The sequence below is a fragment of the Nocardia sp. PE-7 genome, from assembly GCF_030486425.1.
Lineage (GTDB): Bacteria > Actinomycetota > Actinomycetes > Mycobacteriales > Mycobacteriaceae > Nocardia > Nocardia salmonicida_A.
In genome coordinates this window covers 2,484,727-2,504,942 of record NZ_CP129614.1, presented here as the reverse complement: position 1 = coordinate 2,504,942, position 20,216 = coordinate 2,484,727, and the positions used below count along the sequence as shown (strand labels likewise).

Genomic DNA, 20,216 nt, shown 5'->3' with positions numbered 1-20,216 from the left:
TCGGTCCCGATGACCAGTGAAATCTAGTGTTCGTAATCCCCGGGTGTCACACCCTCGTGATCGTTGCCGCCTCGCTCGCCGCCAGCGCCGCCTCGGTCGCCGCGTTCGAGGCAGGCAACATAGGCAACCGAACAGTCGGACTGGAGATCTGGCCACGCTCGGCGAGTACCGCCTTGATGACGGTGGGGTTCGGTTCGGCGAACAGCGCCGCACCGAGTGCGTCGAGGCTGTTGCCGATGGCGCGGGCCCTGAGCACATCACCGGCGTGCCACGCCTCGATGAGATCGGCGTAGGCGCGGGGCGCGATATTGGCCGCGGCCAGGATCGCGCCGTGCGCGCCGAGAGCGAGCAGCGCGGAGGCGAATCGGTCGTCGCCGCTGAGCACCGTCGCCGGGGTCCGCGCGGCCATCAATTCGACGCTGGCCGCGTCGATGCCGCCGACAGCGTGCTTGAAACCGGCGATATTCGACGTGTTCGCGAGGCGAATCAGCGTGCTCCCGCTCAGCGGGCGACCGGTGCGGTGTGGCACGTCGTAGACCAGCAGCGGAGCCGGGCTGATCGCCGCCAGCTGCGTGAAGTGCGCGATCACGCCCTCCTCGCTGGGTCGCACGTAGTACGGCACCACCGCCAGCACCGCCGCGACCGGCCGGCCGAGTTCGGCGATAGCCCTGACCGATTCCGCGGTGGCGTTGCCCCCCGCACAGGCGATCAGCGGCGCACCGCGGTCGGCGCAGACGCCGGCACAGATATCCAGGACCCGCCCGCGCTCGGCGGCGGTGAGCGCCGACGGTTCCGCGGTGGTGCCGAGCGCCACAAGCCCGCTCGCCCCCGCGTCGAGGACCGCGTGCGCGTGCCGTTCCAGCGCGCCGGGCTCGAGCGCCCCGTCGTCGGTGAACGGGGTGATCAGGGGGACGAAGAGGCCGTGTAGCGATGTCATGACTCTATAGTCGAGCCGACCCCACCATCAGGTCCAGTTCACATTCCTGACGGCTACCGTAAGCTGAACTGATGCTCGATGTACGCAAACTTCGCCTGCTCCGCGAACTCGCCCATCGCGGCACCATCGCCGCGGTCGCGGAGGCGCTCAGCTATACGCCCTCGGCGGTGTCCCAACAACTCACCGCGCTCGAACGCGAAGCGGGCGTCGCGCTGCTCGAACGTTCGGGCCGTCGCGTCACTCTCACACCCGCCGCCCACATGCTGGTCGGCCACACCGAGACGATCCTGGCGGCCCTCGAACACGCCGACGCCGAATTGTCCTGTACCCGTGACGAATTAGCGGGCACCCTGCGTATAGGCACTTTCCCGACGGCGGCGCGTACCCTGCTGTCCCCCGCCCTGGTCACCCTGAGTACCGAACACCCGCGCCTGGAACTCACCGTCACCGAGATCGACCCCGCCGACATCCCGAACGCCTTACGCGCGGGCACCTTGGACGTGGCACTCACCCACGACTACGACCTGGTCCCCGCCGACGCCGACCCCTCTTTGCACACCGAGCCTTTGCACACCGAAACCGTCTACCTCGCCACGCGAACCCCGGTGCCCACCAAGGATTCGCTGGCAGCGCACCGCCGATCCCCCTGGATCGCGGGAACTCCGGGAACCCTGTGTCACACCTTGACGATCCGAGCCTGCCAGGCAACCGGATTCACTCCCCACATCCGGCACCACGCCGACGACTTCGACACCGTCCTCACCCTCGTCGCCGCAGGCGCGGGCACCGCGATAGTCCCCGCCCTCGCCCTCTACGCGCCCCCTGAACAAATCATCCTCACCCCCCTCCCCATCCGCCGCCACACCCAGCTCGTATACCGGAACGGCACCGGCCTACACCCCGCGATCCACGCCGCTCGCACAGCTCTCCACGCCGCGGCCTAGATCCGGATCGAGCGAGAGGCGCGCACGACCCCCGATACCCGGCGTCAACCGGCCGCTGTGGCCGAACTCGCGGAACGCTGTAGGCGAGCACCGAACAGTGTCAGGCCGAGGGCGATCACCAGGAGCAGAGCCAGGGTCCAGGCCAGGGCCGAAAAGCCTTGTGGCGCAGCCGCTGCCGCGACGATCGGGCCGATGGTCGCGCCGACGTAGAAGCTGAACATGGCCACCGAGGAGGCAGCCGCCCGGGCCTCGCCGCCGAGTTCTCCCGCACTCTGCAGGACCGCGGGAGCGATGACGCCGAGGCCGCCGACCAGGATCGCCAGCAACACGGTCAGGACCGCGAGGTGCGAGCCTTCGAACGTGGCGGCGACCATGGCGGTCGCCGCGATCAGCACGCCGAGCACCATCTGAGTGGGCTTGGACAGCCGGGCCAGTGGGATGGCGAGCAGCGGCAGCGCCACCATCACCGGGAGTGCGCCCGCCCGCAGAGTCAACAGTTCGCCCGAACCCGTTACCAGGCCGGTGATCTCGATACCGGTGTAGATGCCGACCATCACGGCCATGCTCAGGGCGCCCGCCACGAGCATCGGGAGCAGCGGCGTGATCCGCAGCACCGCGGGGATGGCGGCGTAGCTGTGGCGTAGCGGGAGGTCGCGGCCGGTGGGGGCGTCATCGAGCATGACCGTCCGCAGACCGAAGGCCAAGGCCGCGAAAACGACTGCGGAGCCGAGGAATACGGTGCGCCACGGGAACGACGCGACCACGGCCTGCGAGACGATCTGGGCGATGACGGTGGCTGCCAGGAAGGAGGTGGCCACCGACATGGTGACCACGGCCCGGTGTGCTGGAGCGATACGCGTGCCGACGTAGGCCATGATCGCCGGCGGAATCGAGCCGACAACGAGCCCCTGCACGATCCGCAGCGCGACGGCCACCGGCGCACTGAACGCCAAACCGGTCAATAAGGTGACCACTGCGGCCACGAGCATGCCGGTGACCAGCACCCGGCGGTGTCCGTAGCGGTCCGACAACGGGCCGAACAGCACGAAGCCGCCCGCGTAGCCGAAGGCGAAGGCGCTGATGACCCAGGTCATCACGCCCGCACCCACGCCCCACTCGGCTTTCATGGCGCCGAACAGCGGGATCGGGGTGTACATCTGGCCGGTGGCCAGCAGGGCGGACAGCACGAAGACGGGCAGGGTTCGCCCGGTGTGGGCACGCGGCGAGGTGCCACGAGTGCGGGCAGGGGCCGGACTTCCGGTCGGAAGCTGAACTGTCGGTGACGCCATGCCGACGACAGTAGGCCGCTCAGCCACCCGTAGTCAACCAAATAGTTGGTTTAAAGAGCTGGTAAAGTCGGACCCATGACGGCGAGCACCATCAAACGCAGCGACGCGACCAGACAGGCACTGCTCCGCGCGGCGCGAGCCGAATTCGCGCAGTACGGCCTGGCCGGAGCCCGCGTCGATCGCATCGCCGAGGCCGCGGGCGTTAACAAGGAACGCATCTACGGCCTGTTCGGCAGCAAGGACAGGCTTTTCGACGTCATCATCGTCGACACCATGCGCGAATTCATGGAGGTCGTCCAACCGCTGGCCGAGACCGAGCCCGGCGACTACGTCGGCAAGCTGTTCGACTACCACCGCGACAACCCACAACTGCTGCGCCTACTGCTCTGGGAGGGCCTGCACCGCGGCGCCGACGCGCACGACATCGACGGGTGGCGCGCCGACCACTACGTGCGGAAATTCGACCGCGCCCAAGAACAATTCGGCGTCGACGAGCAGCAGGCGGGCCGCCTGCTGCTCGCCCTCTGCGGCCTCGCCAACTGGTCCCACGCCGTCCCACAGACCACCCGCCTACTGCTCGGCGACGCCGCGTCCGATACCGACGCCACCCGCGAGTTCGTGAAGGAATTCGCCCGGGCCGCGATGCGAAACAAGGCGACCACACCCGCCGAGCGAGCCCCGGACGCCACCCCCGATCCAATCTCCCCCGAATCGGTCAACACCTTGACCACCCCGGTGGACGCCGCCGCTCGCCGCCTCCGCGATGCCCAGGCCGCCGCCGACGCCGCGCGCGCCGAACTCGCCACGGCCCTGCGCGCCGCCCACTCCGCCGGGGCGGGCGCCAACCAGCTCGCCCGCCAGGTCGCCGGCACCATCTCCCGCCCACTCGTCCTCAAGCTGCTGGCCGAATAGACCCCCGAGATAGCGGTGGCTTACGCGGTCTTCTCGCGGTGGGAGCTGCGCTGGCGGGTGCGGGTCGCCGAGACGGGGTCGATGTCGGGCATCGACCATTGGGCCGAGAGGGCGAGGCTGGGTTCTCGGCCGGAAGCTACATGGCGATAGGCGATTTCGGCTGCGGCGTCGGGATCGTTCGCGGCGATAGCCGCGTACAGAGCTTCGTGTTCGTCACATTGGGTGCCGGGGTCGCGTTCCTTCGTCAGGTGGAACAGCCAGCGGACTCGAGATTCCAAGGGGCGCAGCAGCGACTGCAACAGCGGGTTGCCCGAGACTTCGACGATCACCGCGTGAAAACCGGCGTTCGCGGCGGCGATCGCGGCCTGATCGCCACGGGCGGTCGCCTGACGCGCCGCGGTCAGCTGCGCGCGCAGGGCGGCCAGATCGGCCGTTCCGGCACGTTCGGCGGCCAGACGCGCCGCGAGGACCTCGAGGCTCTCGCGGACATCGAAGAGATCGCGCACGTCGGTCACCGTGAACGGGGCGACGATCGCGCCCTGCCGCGGCACGATCACGACCAGACCTTCCCGTTCGAGCATCTGCAGCGCCTCCCGTAGCGGGATCCGCGAGATGGCCAACTCGGTCGCGAGGTCGCGTTCCACCAGCCGCTGACCAGGACTCAACCGCAGATCGATGATCCGGTCACGCAACTCCTCGTAGGCCCGATCCCGCAGCGACTTCTTCGCCGGTTCGTCTGCCACCGCACCATCCTTCTGCTCCTGCACGACACCAACGGTAGCCCGCTCGCGGCGCGCGACCGTTTCTTACTTTTCCGTAATCCGCCCGTCATCTGCGAGCCGCAGGCTGACACTTAACGGTATACCGCTAAGTGAGCGGTTCGTTCGAACAAGGAGTACCCCGTGCACAAGTCCACTCGGCGCGCGATCGCCTTCGGCTCGGCCGCCCTCGCCGCCGCTGCCCTCCTGTCGGCCTGCGGTTCCGCCGACACTTCGGCAACGGGCGGCAAGCTGAAGGTCGGTGTGTTCTTCCCCGGCTCGCTCTCCGACACCGGCTTCATGCAGTCGGGGTATCTCGGCTACCAGCGCATCGCCGACAAGCTCGGCGACAAGGTGGAGCTCAGCAAGGTCGAGCAGGTCGCGGCCAGCGACTACCAGCAGGCACTGGTCCGCTTCGCCTCCACCAACGACCTGGTGATCTCCCTCGGCGGACAGACCGACGCCGACGTGCGCAAGGTGGCGCCGCAGTTCCCGAACGTGAAATTCGTCGAGATCGGCGGCCCGGCCGACGCCGAGCCCATGGCCAACCTCGCCTACTACGACCCCCAGCAGGCCGAAGCCGAATTCCTCAGCGGCGCGGTGGCGGCGGCGGGCTCCAAGTCCGGCGCGGTGGCCTTCGTGGGCGGTGTCGAGTTGCCCGCGATCGTCAACGCCGCCAACGCATTCGGCAACGGCGCCCGTTTCGCAGAGCCGGACGCGAAGGTACTGACCCCGCAGTACGTCGGTGACTTCAACGACCCCGCCAAGGCCAAGCAGGCCGCGCTGGCCGATTACGGCGCGGGCGCGGGCACGCTCGGTCAGATCGTGAACCTGGGCAAAGCGGGCATGGAGCAGGCCGCGGCCCAGTCCGGCGCCACGATGGTCGGCGGCCCGATCCCCGGTGACTGCACCAACCCCGTGTACCTGGGCTACGTCCACACCGATATCGGCGCCGAGGTCGAGTTCGCGGTGAACGCCGCGCTCGACAACTCGTGGAAGGCCGAGAATGTGCGGTTCGGGCTGACCTCGCCCAACGACGGCACCGATTTCGTGTTGTGCAGCAAGGACTCCGGGGTCGCCGACGCACTCGCGAAGGCGAAAACGGCTCTGTCCACCGGCGCGGTCAAGCCGTACTGAGCACCATGAGCACTCCCGCATTGACCCTGCAGGGGGTCGGCAAGCGCTTCGGTGACGTGCAGGCTCTCCACGATGTGGACGTCACCGTCGAATCCGGCACTGTCCATTGCATTCTCGGCGAGAACGGCGCGGGCAAGTCGACGCTGTGCAACCTCGTCTTCGGCGGCTACCGCCCCGATGCCGGTCGGATAGAGCTGGGCGGCAGCGATTTCCGCCCCGACTCCCCCGCCGCCGCGATGGCCGCGGGCGTCGCGATGGTGCACCAGCACTTCAGCTTGGTCACGACCATGACCGTCGGCGAGAACCTGTTGCTCACCCAGCGCGGACTCCGGATGCGCCGCAAGGACCTGACCGACCGGCTCGCCGAGATCGCCCAGCGCTACCGCCTGCGGATCGATCTCGACCAGCAGGTCGCGACGATGCCGGTCGGCGCGCGGCAGAAGGTCGAGATCGTGAAGGCGTTGCTGCGCGATCCGGCACTGATCCTGCTCGACGAACCGACGGGAGTGCTCGACCCGGCCGAGATCGACGCGTTGATCGACACCTGTCGCGCCATCGCCGCCGACGGCAAAGCGGTGGTCCTGGTCACGCACAAACTCGGCGAGGTGGCCAGGGTCGCCGACGCCGCGACCGTGCTGCGACGCGGCACGGTCGCCGGTGGCGGGCGGATGTCGAACACCACCATCGCCCAGTTGCTCACCGCCATGGTGGGACGCACCGCTGCCGATCTCGACCCCACCGTCGCCGCGACCATCGGGCTCGATCCGACAGCGGTACCTGTCTCGACAGCGGACCCGGTCGTGAAGGAGTCGCCGAGCGAACCCGGTTCACCCGCACCGGTTCTCACCGTCGATCGAGTCACCGTGCGCCGCGCCGACGGTAGCGCCGCGCTCGACGACGCGCGACTGGTCGTGCGGCCCGGCGAGATCGTCGGGATCGCGGGCGTCGAAGGCAACGGACAGAGTGAGCTGGTCGCGGTGCTCGCGGGCAGCACCCCGGTGACCGCGGGCACCGTCACCCTCGACGGCGTCGACATCACCACCGCACGACCGGCGGCGCGCACCGAGCGCGGTCTCGGCATCGTGCCCGAGGACCGCCATCGCGACGCGATGGTCGCCGATATGACGTTGGCCGAGAACCTCTTCCTCGGCCGGCTCAGCCGATTCCGGCGCTTCGGCCTGCTCGACAAACGGGCTATCGGCCGCGCCGCACAGACCGAACTCGACCGGTTCGATGTGCGAGCGGCCGGACCGTGGGTGCGGATGGGCTCGCTCTCGGGCGGCAATCAGCAGAAGGTGGTGCTGGCCCGCGAGCTGTCGGCCGCGAACCTGCGCTGTCTCGTCGCCGCTCAGCCGACGCGCGGATTGGATATCGGCGCGGTCGATTTCGTGCTGACCCAGCTGCGGCGCGCGGCGGCCGACGGCTGCGGCGTGCTGGTGGTGTCGAGCGAGGTACCCGAGCTGCTTGCCCTGTGTGACCGGGTGTTGGTCGCCTATCGCGGTGCGCTCGCGGGACCGGTGGAGACCTCCGATCCCACAGCGGCACAACAGATCAGCGAATTGATGATGGGAGTATCGGTATGACCGCGGCGAACGAGAGCCGTCCCGCGCGGCGACCAGCCACGACCGGACTCGGCCGGATCGAGCTGCGCCAGTGGGCGCATCAGCCGATCGTCGTCGCCGCCGCGGCCATGGTCGCCGCCGGTGTGATCGGTCTGATCCTGGCCGCCGTAGCGGGCGCGGCGCCGGCCGCGACGATGACCGCGCTGTGGGAGGGGATGTTCGGCAGCGACTACGCCATCGGCGCTTCGCTCAATGTCGCCGCCACGTTGATGCTGGTCGCGGTCGGTTTCACCATCGCGCATCGCGCCGGATTGGTCAATGTCGGCGGCGAGGGGCAGATCTGCGCGGGCGGTATCGCCGCCACCGCGATCGGCACCACGCTCACCGGCGCTCCGGCCGCGATCACTCTGCCCGCTGTCCTGATCGGCGCCGCGGCGGCCGGTTGGCTGTGGGCGGCGATCGCGGCGTATCTGCGGGTCCGACGTGGAACCAGCGAGATCATCACCACGCTGCTGCTCAACTTCGTCGGCCTGGCACTGGTGCTGCTCGTCGTGCACGAGCCCGCGCTGCTGCGGCAGCCGGTGACCTCCTCGGAGACGCTGCCGCAATCCGAACAGCTCACCGCGGCGGCACATCTACCGCTGCTCGGCATCGAACGCTCCCCCGCGACGATCGCCTTGTGGATCGCGGTGATCGCCGCGATCGGCACCGCGATCCTGGTGCGCCACACCGCACTCGGCACCCGCCTGCGCGCGGTCGGGCTCAATCCCGACGCGGCCGCCCGACTCGGACTGCCGGTCGGCCGGTTGCGTTTCCTGAGCCTGTCGAGCGCGGGCGCGTTCGCCGGTGTGGCGGGCGGACTACTGGTCGCGACAGCGCCGTTCGTGCTCGCCGAGGGATTCTCCTCCGGCTACGGCTTCTCCGGTCTTGTCGTCGGCCTGCTCGCCCGTGGCTCGTTGTCGGCGGTCGTGGCCGTCTCGCTGTTGCTCGGCTTCCTCGTCTCCGGCGGGATCAACCTGCAACTGGCGGCCAACGTGCCCGCCTCGACCATCGCCGTCGTGGAGTCGCTGATGATCGTGTTCATCGCGGGCGCCGCCCTCTGGACCAGAAGCGCACGCAAGTCCGCACCCACGGCAACACAACCGGTTTCCCCCGTGGATTCCGCCGATCTGGCAGGAGCGCCGCGATGAGCCTCGACACGGTCACCGACATCGCCACCAGCGGCATCGGTTTCACCCTGCCCATCCTGGTCGCCGCGAGCGGCGAGCTGGTCAGCGAGCGCGCGGGCGTGCTCAATCTGAGCCTCGAGGCGATGATGCTGACCGGCGCGTTCGCCGGTGTGCTCGGCGCCGTGACCACCGGTTCGCCGGTACTCGGTGCGGCCGCCGCGGTGATCGCCGCCCTGATCTTCGGTGTGCTGCAAGCGATCTGGAGTATCGGCCTGCGCGCCGACCAGATCGTCGTCGGCATCGCCAGCAACGCGCTGGCGCTCGGCGCCAGCACCTACGGTGCGCGGCTGCTGCTCGCCGATGGCAAGGGGCACAGCGTGCCGGGTTTCGACGCGCTGAAGATTCCGCTGCTGCACGAGATCCCGGTGATCGGGCCCGCCCTGTTCGGTCAGACCGCACTCGGCTATCTGTGCATCGCTGTCGTCGCCGTGCTGGCGTTCGTGTTCTCCCGCCGCACCAAGCTGGGCCTGGTGATCGACGCGATCGGTGAGGACGCCGTCGCCGCCGACCGCACCGGCCTTTCCGTGCGGGCCGTGCGCTACGGCTGTGTGCTGCTGGCCGCGTTCGCCGCGGGCCTCGGCGGTGCGCAACTCGCGCTGTCGGAAGTGCATTCGTTCAGCGACAACATGACCGGCGGCATCGGCTATCTCGCCGTGGTCGCGGTGATCGCGGGCCGTTGGCGCGCGCTCGGCGTGATCTGGGCATCGGTGTTCTTCGGCATCGCCCAGGCTTTGCAGTTCGCCCTGCCCGCACTCGGTGTGGACGTGCCGTTCGCGCTGCTGGTGATGCTGCCCTACCTGATCGCGATCGTCGCCGTCAGCGGCCTGGTCGGCAACAGCCGCTCGCCGCGCGACCTCACCGTCGCCTTCGCCCGAACTTCCTGACCTGTCGCTACTTTCGTAGGAGCCACCGTTGACTCTGATCCTGTCGCATTCCGATGTGACCGCTGTCCTCGATCGCGGCGAGGTGCTCGCCGCCGTCGAGCGCGCACACGCAGATCTGGCCCTCGGCACCGCGTTCGTGCCCGCCCCACCGGCGATGACCCTGGGCGAGGCCGCGTTCGTGCCGATGGTCGCCGCCGCCGAGTCCGCCGGCGCGGCCGCGGTGAAACTGCTCGCCGACCTGCCTGCCAATCGCGAGCGCGGACTGCCGGTGCAGCGCTCGGTGATCGTGGTGACCTCGGCGGCCGACGGTGCGTGCGAGGCACTGATCGACGGACGGCTCGTGACCGCCGTTCGTACCGCGGCCGCCAGCGCCGTGGCCACGAAATACCTTTCCCGGCAAGCCAGTTCGATCCTCGGCGTGATCGGTGCGGGCAATCTGGCCGTCGAACACACCCGCGCGATCGCGACCGTGCGCGAGCTCGAGACCGTGCTGGTCTGGTCGCGAACCGCGGCCACGGTCGACCGATTCCGCAGTGCGATAGCCGATCTCGGCGTCGAGGTGCGCGCCCTCGACAGCCCGGAGGCAGTCACCCGCGCCGCCGATGTGCTGTGCACCCTCACGCCCTCCCGCGAACCGATCGTCCGCGGCGCGTGGTTCGGCGAGGGCCTGCACGTCAATGCCGTCGGAGCGCCGCCGCGTGCGGATCACCGGGAGGTGGACGGCGAAGCCCTGCGCCGGTCCAGGGTCGTCGTAGACTCGGTCGGCACCACGCTCACCAAGTCCGGGGACACCCTGATGGCCATCGCCGAAGGCGCGATCACCCAGGACGCGGTGAGCACCGAGCTGGGCGAGGTGATCGCGGGCCGGGCACCCGGACGTCGCGACGACCGCGACATCACCCTGTTCAATTCGGTGGGTATCGGCCTGCAGGATCTGGCCGCCGCCCGCCTGCTCATCGACAAGGCCCGCGCCAACGGCATCGGAACGGAAGTGGATCTCACCTCATGAGCGAGCTGACCGATATCGACATCACCCACCTGCGCCGCGCCATCGACCTCGCCGGGCACGCGGCCGCGCTCGGCGACCGGCCTTTCGGCGCGGTCGCGGTCACCCCGGACGGCGCTGTCCTGGCCGAGGGCGTGAACGCGGTGAACTCCACCGGCGATGTCACCACCCACGCCGAACTGGTCGCGATCACCCTCGCGACCGCCGCGGGCCACGCCGCGCAGTTGCTCGGCGCCACCGTCTACGCCAGCGGCGAACCGTGTCCGATGTGCGCCGCCGCGATGGTGTGGGCTGGTGTCGGTCGCATCGTCTTCGCCGCCGCCGCCGCCGAATTCGGGCCGATCCTGCCCCCTGGTCCCAGCTTCGCGCTCACCTGCGCCGCGGTCGTCGCGAGCTCGAACGTGCCGGTCGAGGTCAGCGGACCGCACCTCGGCGAGGAAGCGCTCGCCGTGTTCCGCGCGGCCGCGAAGAACTAGTCCCGGACACACCGAGGGCGCGGCGCCACATCGACGCCGCGCCCTCGGTGTGCGGTCACTTCGCCGCGGCGATCTCGACGGGCTCGCCCAGCTCACGCTGTTCCTCGATCGCCTCGGGAGTGCCCGGCACCTGCGTACCGCGCAGCGAGACGCCCTTGGTCTCGATGAGGAAGAACGACGCGATCAAGCCGACGGCGCACGCACCGAACATGTAGAACGCCGGAATCATGTTGTTGCCGGTCGCGCTGATGAGCGCCTCGTTGACCACCGGCGCGGTACCACCGAACATCGAGGTGGCGACGTTGTAACCGATCGCCACACCGGCGAAACGCACGATGGTCGGGAACATCGCGGGGAAGGTGGCCGAGATCGTCGCCAGCTGGGGAGCGTAGAGCAGGCCCAGGATCGCGAAGCCGACGATCGCGCCGGTGAGCGAGGACCCGATCAGGTGGTAGACCGGGATCACCGCGATCATCATCGCCGCGCACGAGAACATCCACATCGGTTTGCGCCCGATCCGGTCCGAGAGCGCACCGAGGAACGGCAGGGTGCACAGCATCGCGATCTGGCCGATCAGCGGCACGAGCAGCGCGTCGGATTCCTCCATGCCGAGCGTGGAACCGAGGTAGGTCGGGGTGTAGCTGAGCAACGAGTAGTTGACGACGTTGAGCGCGATCACCAGGCCGAACAGAGTGAGCACCGGGCGCAGGTACTTCGTCACCAGATCGCGGTAGACGCCGGAGACTTCCTCGGTCTCGTCCTTGCGGTCGACCTCGCGGAACACCGGGGTGTCCTCCACCCGGCTGCGCAGGTACATGCCGATCAGGCCGAGCGGACCGGCGATCATGAACGGGATGCGCCAACCCCACGAATCCATCGACGCGTCGTCGAGCACATTCACCAGCAGCAGGGCGACGAGATTGCCGAGGGTGAAGCCGGCGAGCGTACCGACCTCCAGGAAACTGCCATAGAATCCGCGCTTGCGATCGGGCGCGTATTCGGCCATGAATGTCGCGGCGCCACCGTATTCACCACCTGCGGACAGTCCCTGGATCATGCGCAGCGCGTAGAGCAGAATCGGGGCGGCGATGCCGATCATCTCGAAGCTCGGGATGAGGCCGACGGCGAGCGTCGATCCGGCCATCAGAATAATCGTGGTGGCGAGTACTCGCTTACGCCCGATGCGGTCGCCGAGCGGGCCCCAGATCATGCCGCCCACCGGCCGGATCAGGAACGATACGGCGAAACCGAGCAGCGTGTAGACCATCCCGGACTCGCCGTCACCGGGGAACAACGATCTCGCGATATACGTCGCCAGATAGGCGTAGACACCATAGTCGAACCATTCGACCGCATTACCGATCGCCGACGCACCGATTGCCCGGTGCAGCACCGATTTCGATTCCTTCGCCATCCACAACACCCTCTCGTCGTCGCCTTTCACGAATACCCGACCACTTTGCGAGCAAACGTTACGAGCACGCGAAGGCCCGGGTCACACGAGAGCAGCGAGTTTGTTCGCGAGAAAAGCCTTTTCGCGTTCGTTGCCGCACCGGCGGATGGCTTCGGCCAGCTCCGCACGAGCTTCGGTGGTGCGGCCGAGTCGGCTGAGTAGCTCGCCGCGCACGCTGGGCAGCAGGTGCGAGGTGGACAGGGTGCCGGCTGCGGCGAGCTCGTCGACGATCGGCAAGGCCGCCGCCGGGCCCTCGGCCATCGACACCGCCACCGCCCGGTTCAGGTCCACCACCGGTGAGGGCGCGAGCCTGCCCAACGCCTCGTACAGCACCACTACCCGTTCCCAATCGGTCCGTTCGACCGAGGGCGCGACCGCGTGACATTCGGCGATCGCGGCCTGCAGACCGTACGCGCCGAGACCACGCCCCACTTCACCGGCTTTCACCAGCGCGGCACGACCGCGACGGATCGCCGAGCGGTCCCAGCGGCGGCGATCCTGCTGTTCGAGCAACACCGGCTCCCCGTCGGGACCGGTGCGCGCGGGGAACCGCGCCGCGGTCAGCTCGAGCAGCGCGAGCAGGCCGTAGACCTCGGGTTCGGCGGGCATCAGCCGCGAGAGCACGCGGGCCAGCCGTTGTGCTTCGCCCGCGAGATCGAAGCGGATGAGGTCGTCGCCGGTGCTGGCCGACGATCCCTCGGTGAAGATCAGGTAGATGACGCCGAGCACCGAACCCAGACGAGCCCGGCGCTCGGCGGCGGGCGGCACTTCGAACGCGACCTCGGCCGCGCCGAGTGTCTTCTTCGCCCTGGTGATCCTGGCCTGCACGGTCGCGGTGGGCACCAGGCAGGCCTTGGCGATCTCGTCGCTGGTCAGACCGCCGACGACGCGCAGCGTCAAGGCCAGACGTGCCTCCCGCGACAGCACCGGGTGACACGAGATGAACATCAACGCGAGCACGTCGTCGTCGATCTGATCGGGATCCCACAGCACGTCCGCCGCCGCACGGACGGGGTCGCCACCGGTGAGCGCATCGCCCTCGCCGAGGTGGGCGGCGAGGGCGGTGTAGCGATCGTCGAGCGCGGCGCGGCGCCGGAACGCGTCGATCGCGCGGCGTCTGCCGACGGTGAGCAACCACCCGGCCGGCTGACGTGGCACGCCTTCGCGCGGCCACGTCACCAGCGCCTCCGCCAGTGCTTCCTGGGCCAGATCCTCGGCCATCGCGAAATCGCGGGTGTAGCGCGCGAGCGCGCCGACGATACGGGCCGATTCGATCCGCCAGACGGCGGCGACGGCCTCGCGGCCGGTGTGGTCACTCATCGCGGTTCAGAGCTGGCCGGTGGCTTCACGCCAGGCGCGCTCCTTCTTGATCCAGATGTTGTCCTGCGGGAATTCGTCGATGCTGGTGACCCGGCGGATCTCGGTCTTGGTGCCGGGGCCGACATAGGGCATTCGCTTGGCCCACTCGATCGCCTCCTCCTTGGAGGCCACGTTGAGGATGTAGTACCCGCCGAACAGTTCCTTGGTCTCCCCGTAGGGCCCGTCGGTGATCACCGGGGTCTCCGACGAGTAGTCCACGACCACGCCCTGGGCCGCGTCGTCGAGCCCCTCGGCGGCGACGAGTACCCCGGCACTGATCAACTCGTCGTTGAACTTGCCCATGGTCTCGAGAATCTCGTTGAAGTCGATATCGGCCATGGCCGCCCAGGCTTCGTCGGTGGCGCGCATGATCAGCATGTACTTCATGGTTTCGTCTCCTCGGATCGATGTGGGCCCGCCTGCCGGGCCCTGCGTTCATCCCTAGGTCGAACGGGCACCACGGCAGATCGACACCCGGCCGAAAATTCTTTTTCGCGAGTGTTCGGCAGCCTACGGCGAGTGCGGGATGCGCGCCTCGACGACGGACGCGAATCCCCGATTCGGATATTCAAGATCGTCCGGCGTGATACAGATCGAAGAGGTTTGTCATGCCGACAGCCACCTAGCGAAGGAGTCACTCGTGAGCGCAGTCCTCGTCGAGCAACGCGAGCATGTGCTCGTGATCGTGCTGAATCGGCCCGAAGCCATGAACTCGGTCAACGCCGAAGTGAGCGCGGGGGTCGGCGAGGCGCTCGAGCGAGCCGAGGCCGATCCGGAGATCCGCGCGGTGGTTCTCACCGGCGCGGGCGAGAAGGCGTTCTGCGCCGGCGCGGATCTGAAGGCGCTGAGTCGTGGTGAGTCGATTCTCGCCCCGGGACATGAGGACTGGAACCTGGCCGGGTACGTCCGACACGCCATCAGCAAGCCGACCATCGCCGCGGTGAACGGTTTCGCGCTCGGCGGCGGCACCGAACTCGTCCTGGCCAGCGATCTCGCGGTCGCCGCCGAGACCGCCACCTTCGGCCTGCCCGAGGTCGCCCGCGGCCTGTTCGCCGCGGCCGGTGGCGCGTTCCGCCTGCCCGAGCAGCTGCCGCGCAAGGTGGCGATGGAGATGATCCTCACCGGCGAGCCGATCACCGCGGCCCGGGCGCTGGAGCTGGGCCTGATCAATCGTGTCGTGCCCGCCGCCGAGGTTCTCGATGCCGCGCTGGCGCTGGCCGGCCGGATCGCCGAGAACGCGCCGCTGGCGGTGCAGGCGAGCAAGCGGGTGGCGCTGGGCATCATCGACGGCAAGCTCGCCGACGACACCGCCTGGGACCAGTCCAACCGCGAGATCATGGCCGTCGCGGTGACCGAGGACATGCGTGAGGGCGCCATCGCTTTCGCGCAGAAGCGCAAGCCGAACTGGCAGGCGCGCTGACCCGATGCGGATCCTGATCCTCGGCGCCTCCGGTTTCGTCGGCAGCGCGCTGCACGCGCACTTCGCCGAGAATCACGAGGTCGTCGGGACCAGCCGGGGCGGGCACGGGCTCGCCCCGGTGGATCTCGCCGACACCGGCGCGGTGCGGACCCTGCTCGAGCAGGGGTTCGACGTGGTGATCCACACCGCCGGTGTCGTGGATCTCGGTGCCGCGCAACGTGATCCCACCGCCGCCTACGCGGCCAACGTCGCGCCGATGGTGCCGCTGCTCGAGGCCGTCGACGATACCGGCGCCGAACTCGTCTACCTGTCGACCGACAATGTCTTCGACGGCACGGCCGACCACTACGACGAAAGCGCGACGCGCACACCGATCAACGTCTACGGCGAGACCAAGGTGGCCGCCGAGGATCTGGTCCTCGCACACGAGCGCCACCTCGTTGTCCGCCTCCCGCTCGTGTACGGGCGCAGCCCGTTGTCGAACAAATTCCTGGCCCGCTTCGCCGCACCCGAGATCCAGGCGCGCACCGACATCGTGTGCAATCCGCTGTATCTGCCGAGCCTGGCGCCCGCGCTCGAGCAGCTCACCGACGAATCGGGCGTGGTCCACCTCGCGGGCGCGGAAATTCTCAGCCGCTACGACCTCATGACCCGGGTCCGCGACCACCTCGACGCCCCAGCGCGCATCGTGGCAACCGATCGCTTCAGCGCCGCGCCGGACTGTCCACGGCCATTACGCCTGGTCATGCGCAGTGAACGGCACAGCCTGACCGGCCCGGACGTCGACACCGCTCTCGCTGATCTGCACTGATCCCCTGGTTGGCATCGACGCTCACGAAAGAGTGAGTGTACAGTCACTCACATGACCAAGCGCGGTGCCACCCTCTCCACCTCGGACGTCCGGCGAGACGCAGTCGTCGACGCCGCGATCGTCGAGTTCGCCAAGACCGGCTATCACGGCACCCCGATCAACACCGTCGCCGCGCGCGCCGACATCTCCCCCGCCTACGTCTTCAAACTCTTCCCCGGCAAGGTGGCCCTGTTCGTCGCCGCGCTCGATCGCTGCTTCGATCTCGTCGAACGCGCGATGTCCACGGGCGCAGCGAATTCCACCGCCGAGGACCCGGCCGGAATCCTGCACGACATGGGCGGCGCCTACGCCGAACTCATCGCCGACAAGAGCCTGCTCATGTTGCAGGTGCACGCCCAATCCGCCACCGACATCCCGGAGATCGCCGACGCGCTGCGCCGCGGCCTGGCCAAGGTGACCACCTTCGCGCAGCGCCGCTCCGGCGGCACTCCCGAGCAGATCCAGTACTTCATCGCCTACGGCCAGCTGTGCCACCTCGTCACCACCCTCGGGCTCGACGGCAACGACAGCCCCTGGGCCACCGCCCTCACCACCGGAATGCGCCACCCGAAAGCCCACTGACCCCTCGCTCCAGCCTTTTGCGGTTGGAGCTTCTTTTTCCACCAAGAGTGATTGACCAGTCACACACCATGGAAGGCAACCTGATGAACAGCATTACCGCCACCGAGATCGTCCTGCCCGGACGAGTGGACCCGAGCGGCCTGCTCGTCACCCGACGCGAACTCCCCGCACCGGGCCCCGGTCGCGCGCTGGTTCGGGTCGAGGCCTCCGGAGTGTCCTTCGCCGAGCAGCAGATGCGCCGCGGCAAGTACTTCGACCAGCCGCCCTTCCCCTTCGTCCCCGGCTACGACCTGGTCGGCACGGTGATCGCGGCCGACGACGCGACGCTGATCGGGCAACGGGTCGCCGCTCTGACCAAGACCGGCGGCTGGAGCAGCCACGTCGACCTCGCCGCCGCAGACCTGATCCCGGTACCGGACGCACTCGACGCCGCCGCCGCGGAAACCTTTGTCGTGAACGGCATTACCGCCTGGCAGATGCTGCACCGCACGGCCGATGTCCGGTCCGGCGACACGATCCTCGTTCACGGCGCCAACGGCGGCGTCGGCTCGACCCTGGTCCAATTGGCCAGGGCCGCGGGTATTCACGTGATCGGCACCGCGTCCGCTCGCCATGCCGACGCGGTCACCGCACTGGGCGCTACCTGGATCGACTACCGCGGCGATGTGCCGCAGCAGGTTCGAACTCTCGCACCGCAGGGCGTCGATGCCGTCTTCGATCACATCGGTGGACCCGGCATCACCGACTCGTTCGCCCTGCTCGCCGACGGCGGCACGCTCGTTTCCTACGGAACGGCGGCCACCAAGAACGACGAGGGCGATTCCCGACTGCCGGTCTTGAAACTGTTCGCCCGCCTGCTGTGGTGGAACATGCTGCCCAACAAGCGAAGCGCGCACTTCTACAACCTGTGGGCGGGCAAACGCCACCTCACCCGCTTCCGTGCTCGTATCGCCGAAGACCTCACCAAGGTCTTCGCGCTCGCCGCCGCGGGCACCGTCACCGCCCAGGTCGCGGCCCGCATCCCGCTCACCGATGCCGCCCGAGCGATGGAGCTCGCCGAATCCGGCACCGTCACCGGCAAAGTCGTCCTCGTCAGCGCCTGACCCGCTCACACACCGGAGATCGATCATGTACGCCTCCCAGCCCGTTCGCACTGTCCTCGACAATCGCCCCATCTATTTGAGCTTCGGCCTCGCCTGGCTCGTCGGCCACGGCGCGTTCGCCCTCAGCCATGGTCCGAACCCCCTGCTCGAGCTGCCGAGTTTCGTGCCGAGCGCACTCCTCGGCGTCGGTTTGCTGGCGGCCATGATCGTGACCATCGTGGTCTCCATGAGAGCCCAGCGGGGCGCGACGGGACGCGAAGCGGTCGTGGGCAATCTGCTCGGCGCCTCGTGGCCGATCGGCTTCGCGGCACTGTTCTTCCTGATCACGGCTCTCGGCTCCACGCTGAGCCCCGATACCGCCGCGACGTTGTGGCCGACCGGATCCGGGCTGATCGTCGGGCTGCTCTACCTGGCAGGCGGTGCCGCCTACCGCGATGTCCTGCAGTACACGCTCGGCGCATGGCTTGCCGTGAGTTCCACGGCCGCACTGTTTCTCGACGGCGCGTACCTGTACTGGGCGCTGGCGCTGGCCGGTGGGGGCAGCTATCTGCTCGCCGCCGTGATCGAGCCGCGCCGGATCGCCGCCGCGGCGGCCTGAGATTTCAGCGACGTGCCCGTCCGGCTTTCCGGGCGGGCACGCTCGGCGTTTCAGCTCGATGGCTGCGCGCTGATCGCAGTGCCCATCCATCGGTGCAGGTAGCGGCGCAATTCTTCGTCGGAGCGTGTCGGACTACCCGGTGACAGGAAGAACGACTGCATCGTGCGCAGGACGTATTCGACGAGTTCGCGCAGAGCGGGCTCGTCGTAACCATGAGCCGCCCAGTCGACATCGAAGCGGCGGATCATGGTCATGCCGAAAGCTTGGGCTTCATCGGAGGTGATGCTCTCCGGGTGGACGTTGGAGTACGAACTCGACAGCAGAATGCCCAGGTGAGGCGTACGACGGACATCGGTGAGAGTGAAGACGACGGCCTCGGTCATCGCCTCGACGGGGTCGGCGAGGCCACTGACCTGGTTGGTGAGTCGGTCGAGGAAATCGTCGACCGAGGCGATGGCCGCGGCGGTCATGAGCGCGTCGGCACTGGGGAAATATCGGTAGACCGTCTGGCGGATGACGCCGAGCGATTCGGCCACGTCGGCGATGCTGATCTCCGCACCGGTCCGGCCGATCAGTTCGACTGCCGCGGCGATGATCCGGCGGGTTGCCTCCGCGTCGTCCCCCGGCGGACTACCGCCCCACCCACGTCTACGTGCCACCGGGTGGACGCTAGCACAACCCCAGGTCAGAGCGAATTCCGTCAAAGTGATCATACACTCGTCGGCCTCTTCGTATGATTGCTTCAATCAACCGAGTGGCAGACAACGAGGTAACCCCACCGTGACCGATCTTCACGTCCGCAAAATGGATTTCGCGTTCTCCGACTACGACGTGCCGTTTCTGTGGAACCCACAGAACCCGGCGTTCTCGTCGATGGCCAATGCCGTGTCGTTCCTGGCGATCGGCTTCGAGAAGATGATCGTGCAGCTGATCACGCAGGCGAAACCGCAGATCACCGACCCCGAGGTGGCCTCGGAGGCCGATGCGTTCATGCGTCAGGAGGGTCAGCATTCCAACGCCCACCGCCAGCATGTGAAGGCGCTGATCCGCCGTTACCCGGGCCTGCAGGAGACCCTCGACGCGGTGATCGGCGAGTTCGACAAGCTCACCGCCGAGACCCCGGTGAAGTACCGCCTCGCCTACACCGCCGACCTCGAGGCGACCTTCACGCCGGTGTTCAAGCTGATGCTCGACAACGACAAGAATCTGTTCGCCCCCGGCGACGATCGCGTCGCCTCACTGTTCATCTGGCATTTCGTCGAGGAAGTCGAGCATCGCAGCTCGGCGCTGATCATCTTCAACTCGGTGGTCGACAGTGAGCTGTACCGGATGCGGGTGGCGGCGTCGATCTTCCGGCACGTGCTGCAGGTGATCCGGGTGGCGTGCGAGGGCTTCAACGAGCATGTGCCGCTGGAAGATCGGCAGGTCGACGCGCTGTCGATGTTCGCCAACTACCGCAGGGGCCAGACGCTGCGCCGCTGGCTGCCCTTCCTCCAGCCGGCCGACAACGGGACGATGCCGCGCGCGTTCGACGATCTCGGGCTGGGCGAACAGCTCGTCGCGCTGGGCGGCATCATCCGCAGCCAGATGCCGCGCCACAATCCCGCGCACGAGAAGCTGCCCGCACTCGCCGACGAGTGGTTCCGCCGCTACGACGAGGGCTATGACGTCACCCGTTGGTACACCGCCGATTCCGTCAGCTCGTAGAAGGTATCCC

At 68.4% G+C, this 20,216-nt stretch carries 21 protein-coding genes; 14 read left to right on the top strand and 7 right to left on the bottom strand.

Features of this window, described 5'->3' with window-relative positions; translation table 11 throughout:
• Nucleotides 1-46: 46 nt before the first annotated feature.
• Entirely contained in the window at nt 47-937 is an 891-nt protein-coding gene (gene dapA / locus QX204_RS11755; protein ID WP_301906721.1) for a 4-hydroxy-tetrahydrodipicolinate synthase, read from the bottom strand.
• 71 nt (nt 938-1,008) lie between these two features.
• On the opposite strand from dapA, the gene QX204_RS11750 reads away from it, so the two are divergent.
• A complete protein-coding gene (locus QX204_RS11750) occupies nt 1,009-1,881 on the top strand; it encodes a LysR family transcriptional regulator (protein ID WP_301906720.1) in 873 nt (290 codons plus the stop codon).
• Nucleotides 1,882-1,925: 44 nt separating this feature from the next.
• On the opposite strand, the gene QX204_RS11745 is transcribed toward QX204_RS11750, so the two are convergent.
• Entirely contained in the window at nt 1,926-3,170 is a 1,245-nt protein-coding gene (locus tag QX204_RS11745; RefSeq protein ID WP_301906719.1) for an MFS transporter, read from the bottom strand.
• Nucleotides 3,171-3,245: 75 nt separating this feature from the next.
• Here QX204_RS11745 and QX204_RS11740 point away from each other — a divergent pair, with 75 nt between their 5' ends.
• Nucleotides 3,246-4,082: a TetR/AcrR family transcriptional regulator gene (locus tag QX204_RS11740; RefSeq protein ID WP_301906717.1), complete on the top strand. Its 837-nt coding sequence runs from the start codon at nt 3,246-3,248 to the stop codon at nt 4,080-4,082.
• 20 nt (nt 4,083-4,102) lie between these two features.
• On the opposite strand, the gene QX204_RS11735 is transcribed toward QX204_RS11740, so the two are convergent.
• Nucleotides 4,103-4,849, bottom strand: a complete 747-nt coding sequence (locus QX204_RS11735) for a GntR family transcriptional regulator (RefSeq protein WP_301906716.1) — start codon at nt 4,847-4,849, stop codon at nt 4,103-4,105.
• A 135-nt stretch (nt 4,850-4,984) separates the two neighbouring features.
• On the opposite strand from QX204_RS11735, the gene QX204_RS11730 reads away from it, so the two are divergent.
• The 6 genes from QX204_RS11730 (at nt 4,985) to QX204_RS11705 (ending at nt 11,134) form a co-directional block, all read left to right on the top strand.
• Nucleotides 4,985-5,977, top strand: coding sequence for a BMP family protein (locus QX204_RS11730; RefSeq protein ID WP_301906715.1), 993 nt, complete (start codon nt 4,985-4,987; stop codon nt 5,975-5,977).
• 5 nt (nt 5,978-5,982) lie between these two features.
• A complete protein-coding gene (locus QX204_RS11725) occupies nt 5,983-7,560 on the top strand; it encodes an ABC transporter ATP-binding protein (protein ID WP_301906714.1) in 1,578 nt (525 codons plus the stop codon).
• Nucleotides 7,561-7,667: 107 nt separating this feature from the next.
• On the top strand, nt 7,668-8,729 hold the full coding sequence (locus tag QX204_RS11720; protein ID WP_301907974.1) for an ABC transporter permease: 1,062 nt from the start codon (nt 7,668-7,670) through the stop codon (nt 8,727-8,729).
• On the top strand, nt 8,726-9,652 hold the full coding sequence (locus QX204_RS11715) for an ABC transporter permease (protein WP_301906713.1): 927 nt from the start codon (nt 8,726-8,728) through the stop codon (nt 9,650-9,652). Before QX204_RS11720 ends, QX204_RS11715 begins: the two co-directional genes overlap by 4 nt.
• 28 nt (nt 9,653-9,680) lie before the next feature.
• A complete protein-coding gene (locus tag QX204_RS11710) occupies nt 9,681-10,661 on the top strand; it encodes an ornithine cyclodeaminase family protein (protein ID WP_301906712.1) in 981 nt (326 codons plus the stop codon).
• Complete coding sequence (locus QX204_RS11705) at nt 10,658-11,134, top strand: nucleoside deaminase (protein WP_301906711.1); 477 nt, start codon at nt 10,658-10,660, stop codon at nt 11,132-11,134. Before QX204_RS11710 ends, QX204_RS11705 begins: the two co-directional genes overlap by 4 nt.
• A gap of 55 nt (nt 11,135-11,189) precedes the next feature.
• On the opposite strand, the gene QX204_RS11700 is transcribed toward QX204_RS11705, so the two are convergent.
• The 3 genes from QX204_RS11700 to QX204_RS11690 all read right to left on the bottom strand — a co-directional run bounded on the left by QX204_RS11700 (nt 11,190) and on the right by QX204_RS11690 (nt 14,333).
• Nucleotides 11,190-12,548 (bottom strand): MFS transporter, encoded by a 1,359-nt coding sequence (locus tag QX204_RS11700; RefSeq protein WP_301906710.1) that lies wholly within the window; start codon nt 12,546-12,548, stop codon nt 11,190-11,192.
• Between the two features lie 81 nt (nt 12,549-12,629).
• On the bottom strand, nt 12,630-13,907 hold the full coding sequence (locus QX204_RS11695) for an RNA polymerase sigma factor (RefSeq protein WP_301906709.1): 1,278 nt from the start codon (nt 13,905-13,907) through the stop codon (nt 12,630-12,632).
• A gap of 6 nt (nt 13,908-13,913) precedes the next feature.
• Nucleotides 13,914-14,333, bottom strand: a complete 420-nt coding sequence (locus QX204_RS11690) for a YciI family protein (RefSeq protein ID WP_056817150.1) — start codon at nt 14,331-14,333, stop codon at nt 13,914-13,916.
• A gap of 253 nt (nt 14,334-14,586) precedes the next feature.
• Between QX204_RS11690 and QX204_RS11685 the strand changes: the two genes are divergently transcribed.
• The 5 genes from QX204_RS11685 (at nt 14,587) to QX204_RS11665 (ending at nt 18,499) form a co-directional block, all read left to right on the top strand.
• The gene (locus tag QX204_RS11685; protein ID WP_301906708.1) at nt 14,587-15,366 is read left to right on the top strand and encodes a crotonase/enoyl-CoA hydratase family protein; all 780 of its coding nucleotides are present in this window, start codon (nt 14,587-14,589) and stop codon (nt 15,364-15,366) included.
• A gap of 4 nt (nt 15,367-15,370) precedes the next feature.
• Entirely contained in the window at nt 15,371-16,177 is an 807-nt protein-coding gene (locus QX204_RS11680) for an SDR family oxidoreductase (protein WP_301906707.1), read from the top strand.
• A gap of 51 nt (nt 16,178-16,228) precedes the next feature.
• On the top strand, nt 16,229-16,798 hold the full coding sequence (locus QX204_RS11675; protein ID WP_301906706.1) for a TetR/AcrR family transcriptional regulator: 570 nt from the start codon (nt 16,229-16,231) through the stop codon (nt 16,796-16,798).
• Between the two features lie 83 nt (nt 16,799-16,881).
• Nucleotides 16,882-17,901, top strand: a complete 1,020-nt coding sequence (locus tag QX204_RS11670) for a medium chain dehydrogenase/reductase family protein (RefSeq protein ID WP_301906705.1) — start codon at nt 16,882-16,884, stop codon at nt 17,899-17,901.
• Between the two features lie 25 nt (nt 17,902-17,926).
• Nucleotides 17,927-18,499, top strand: coding sequence for an ABC transporter permease (locus tag QX204_RS11665; protein WP_301906703.1), 573 nt, complete (start codon nt 17,927-17,929; stop codon nt 18,497-18,499).
• 50 nt (nt 18,500-18,549) lie between these two features.
• Here the strand turns inward: QX204_RS11665 and QX204_RS11660 are convergent, their stop codons facing one another.
• On the bottom strand, nt 18,550-19,158 hold the full coding sequence (locus QX204_RS11660) for a TetR/AcrR family transcriptional regulator (RefSeq protein WP_062981759.1): 609 nt from the start codon (nt 19,156-19,158) through the stop codon (nt 18,550-18,552).
• Nucleotides 19,159-19,279: 121 nt separating this feature from the next.
• On the opposite strand from QX204_RS11660, the gene QX204_RS11655 reads away from it, so the two are divergent.
• Nucleotides 19,280-20,206 (top strand): metal-dependent hydrolase, encoded by a 927-nt coding sequence (locus tag QX204_RS11655; RefSeq protein ID WP_301906702.1) that lies wholly within the window; start codon nt 19,280-19,282, stop codon nt 20,204-20,206.
• Nucleotides 20,207-20,216 lie beyond the last annotated feature (10 nt).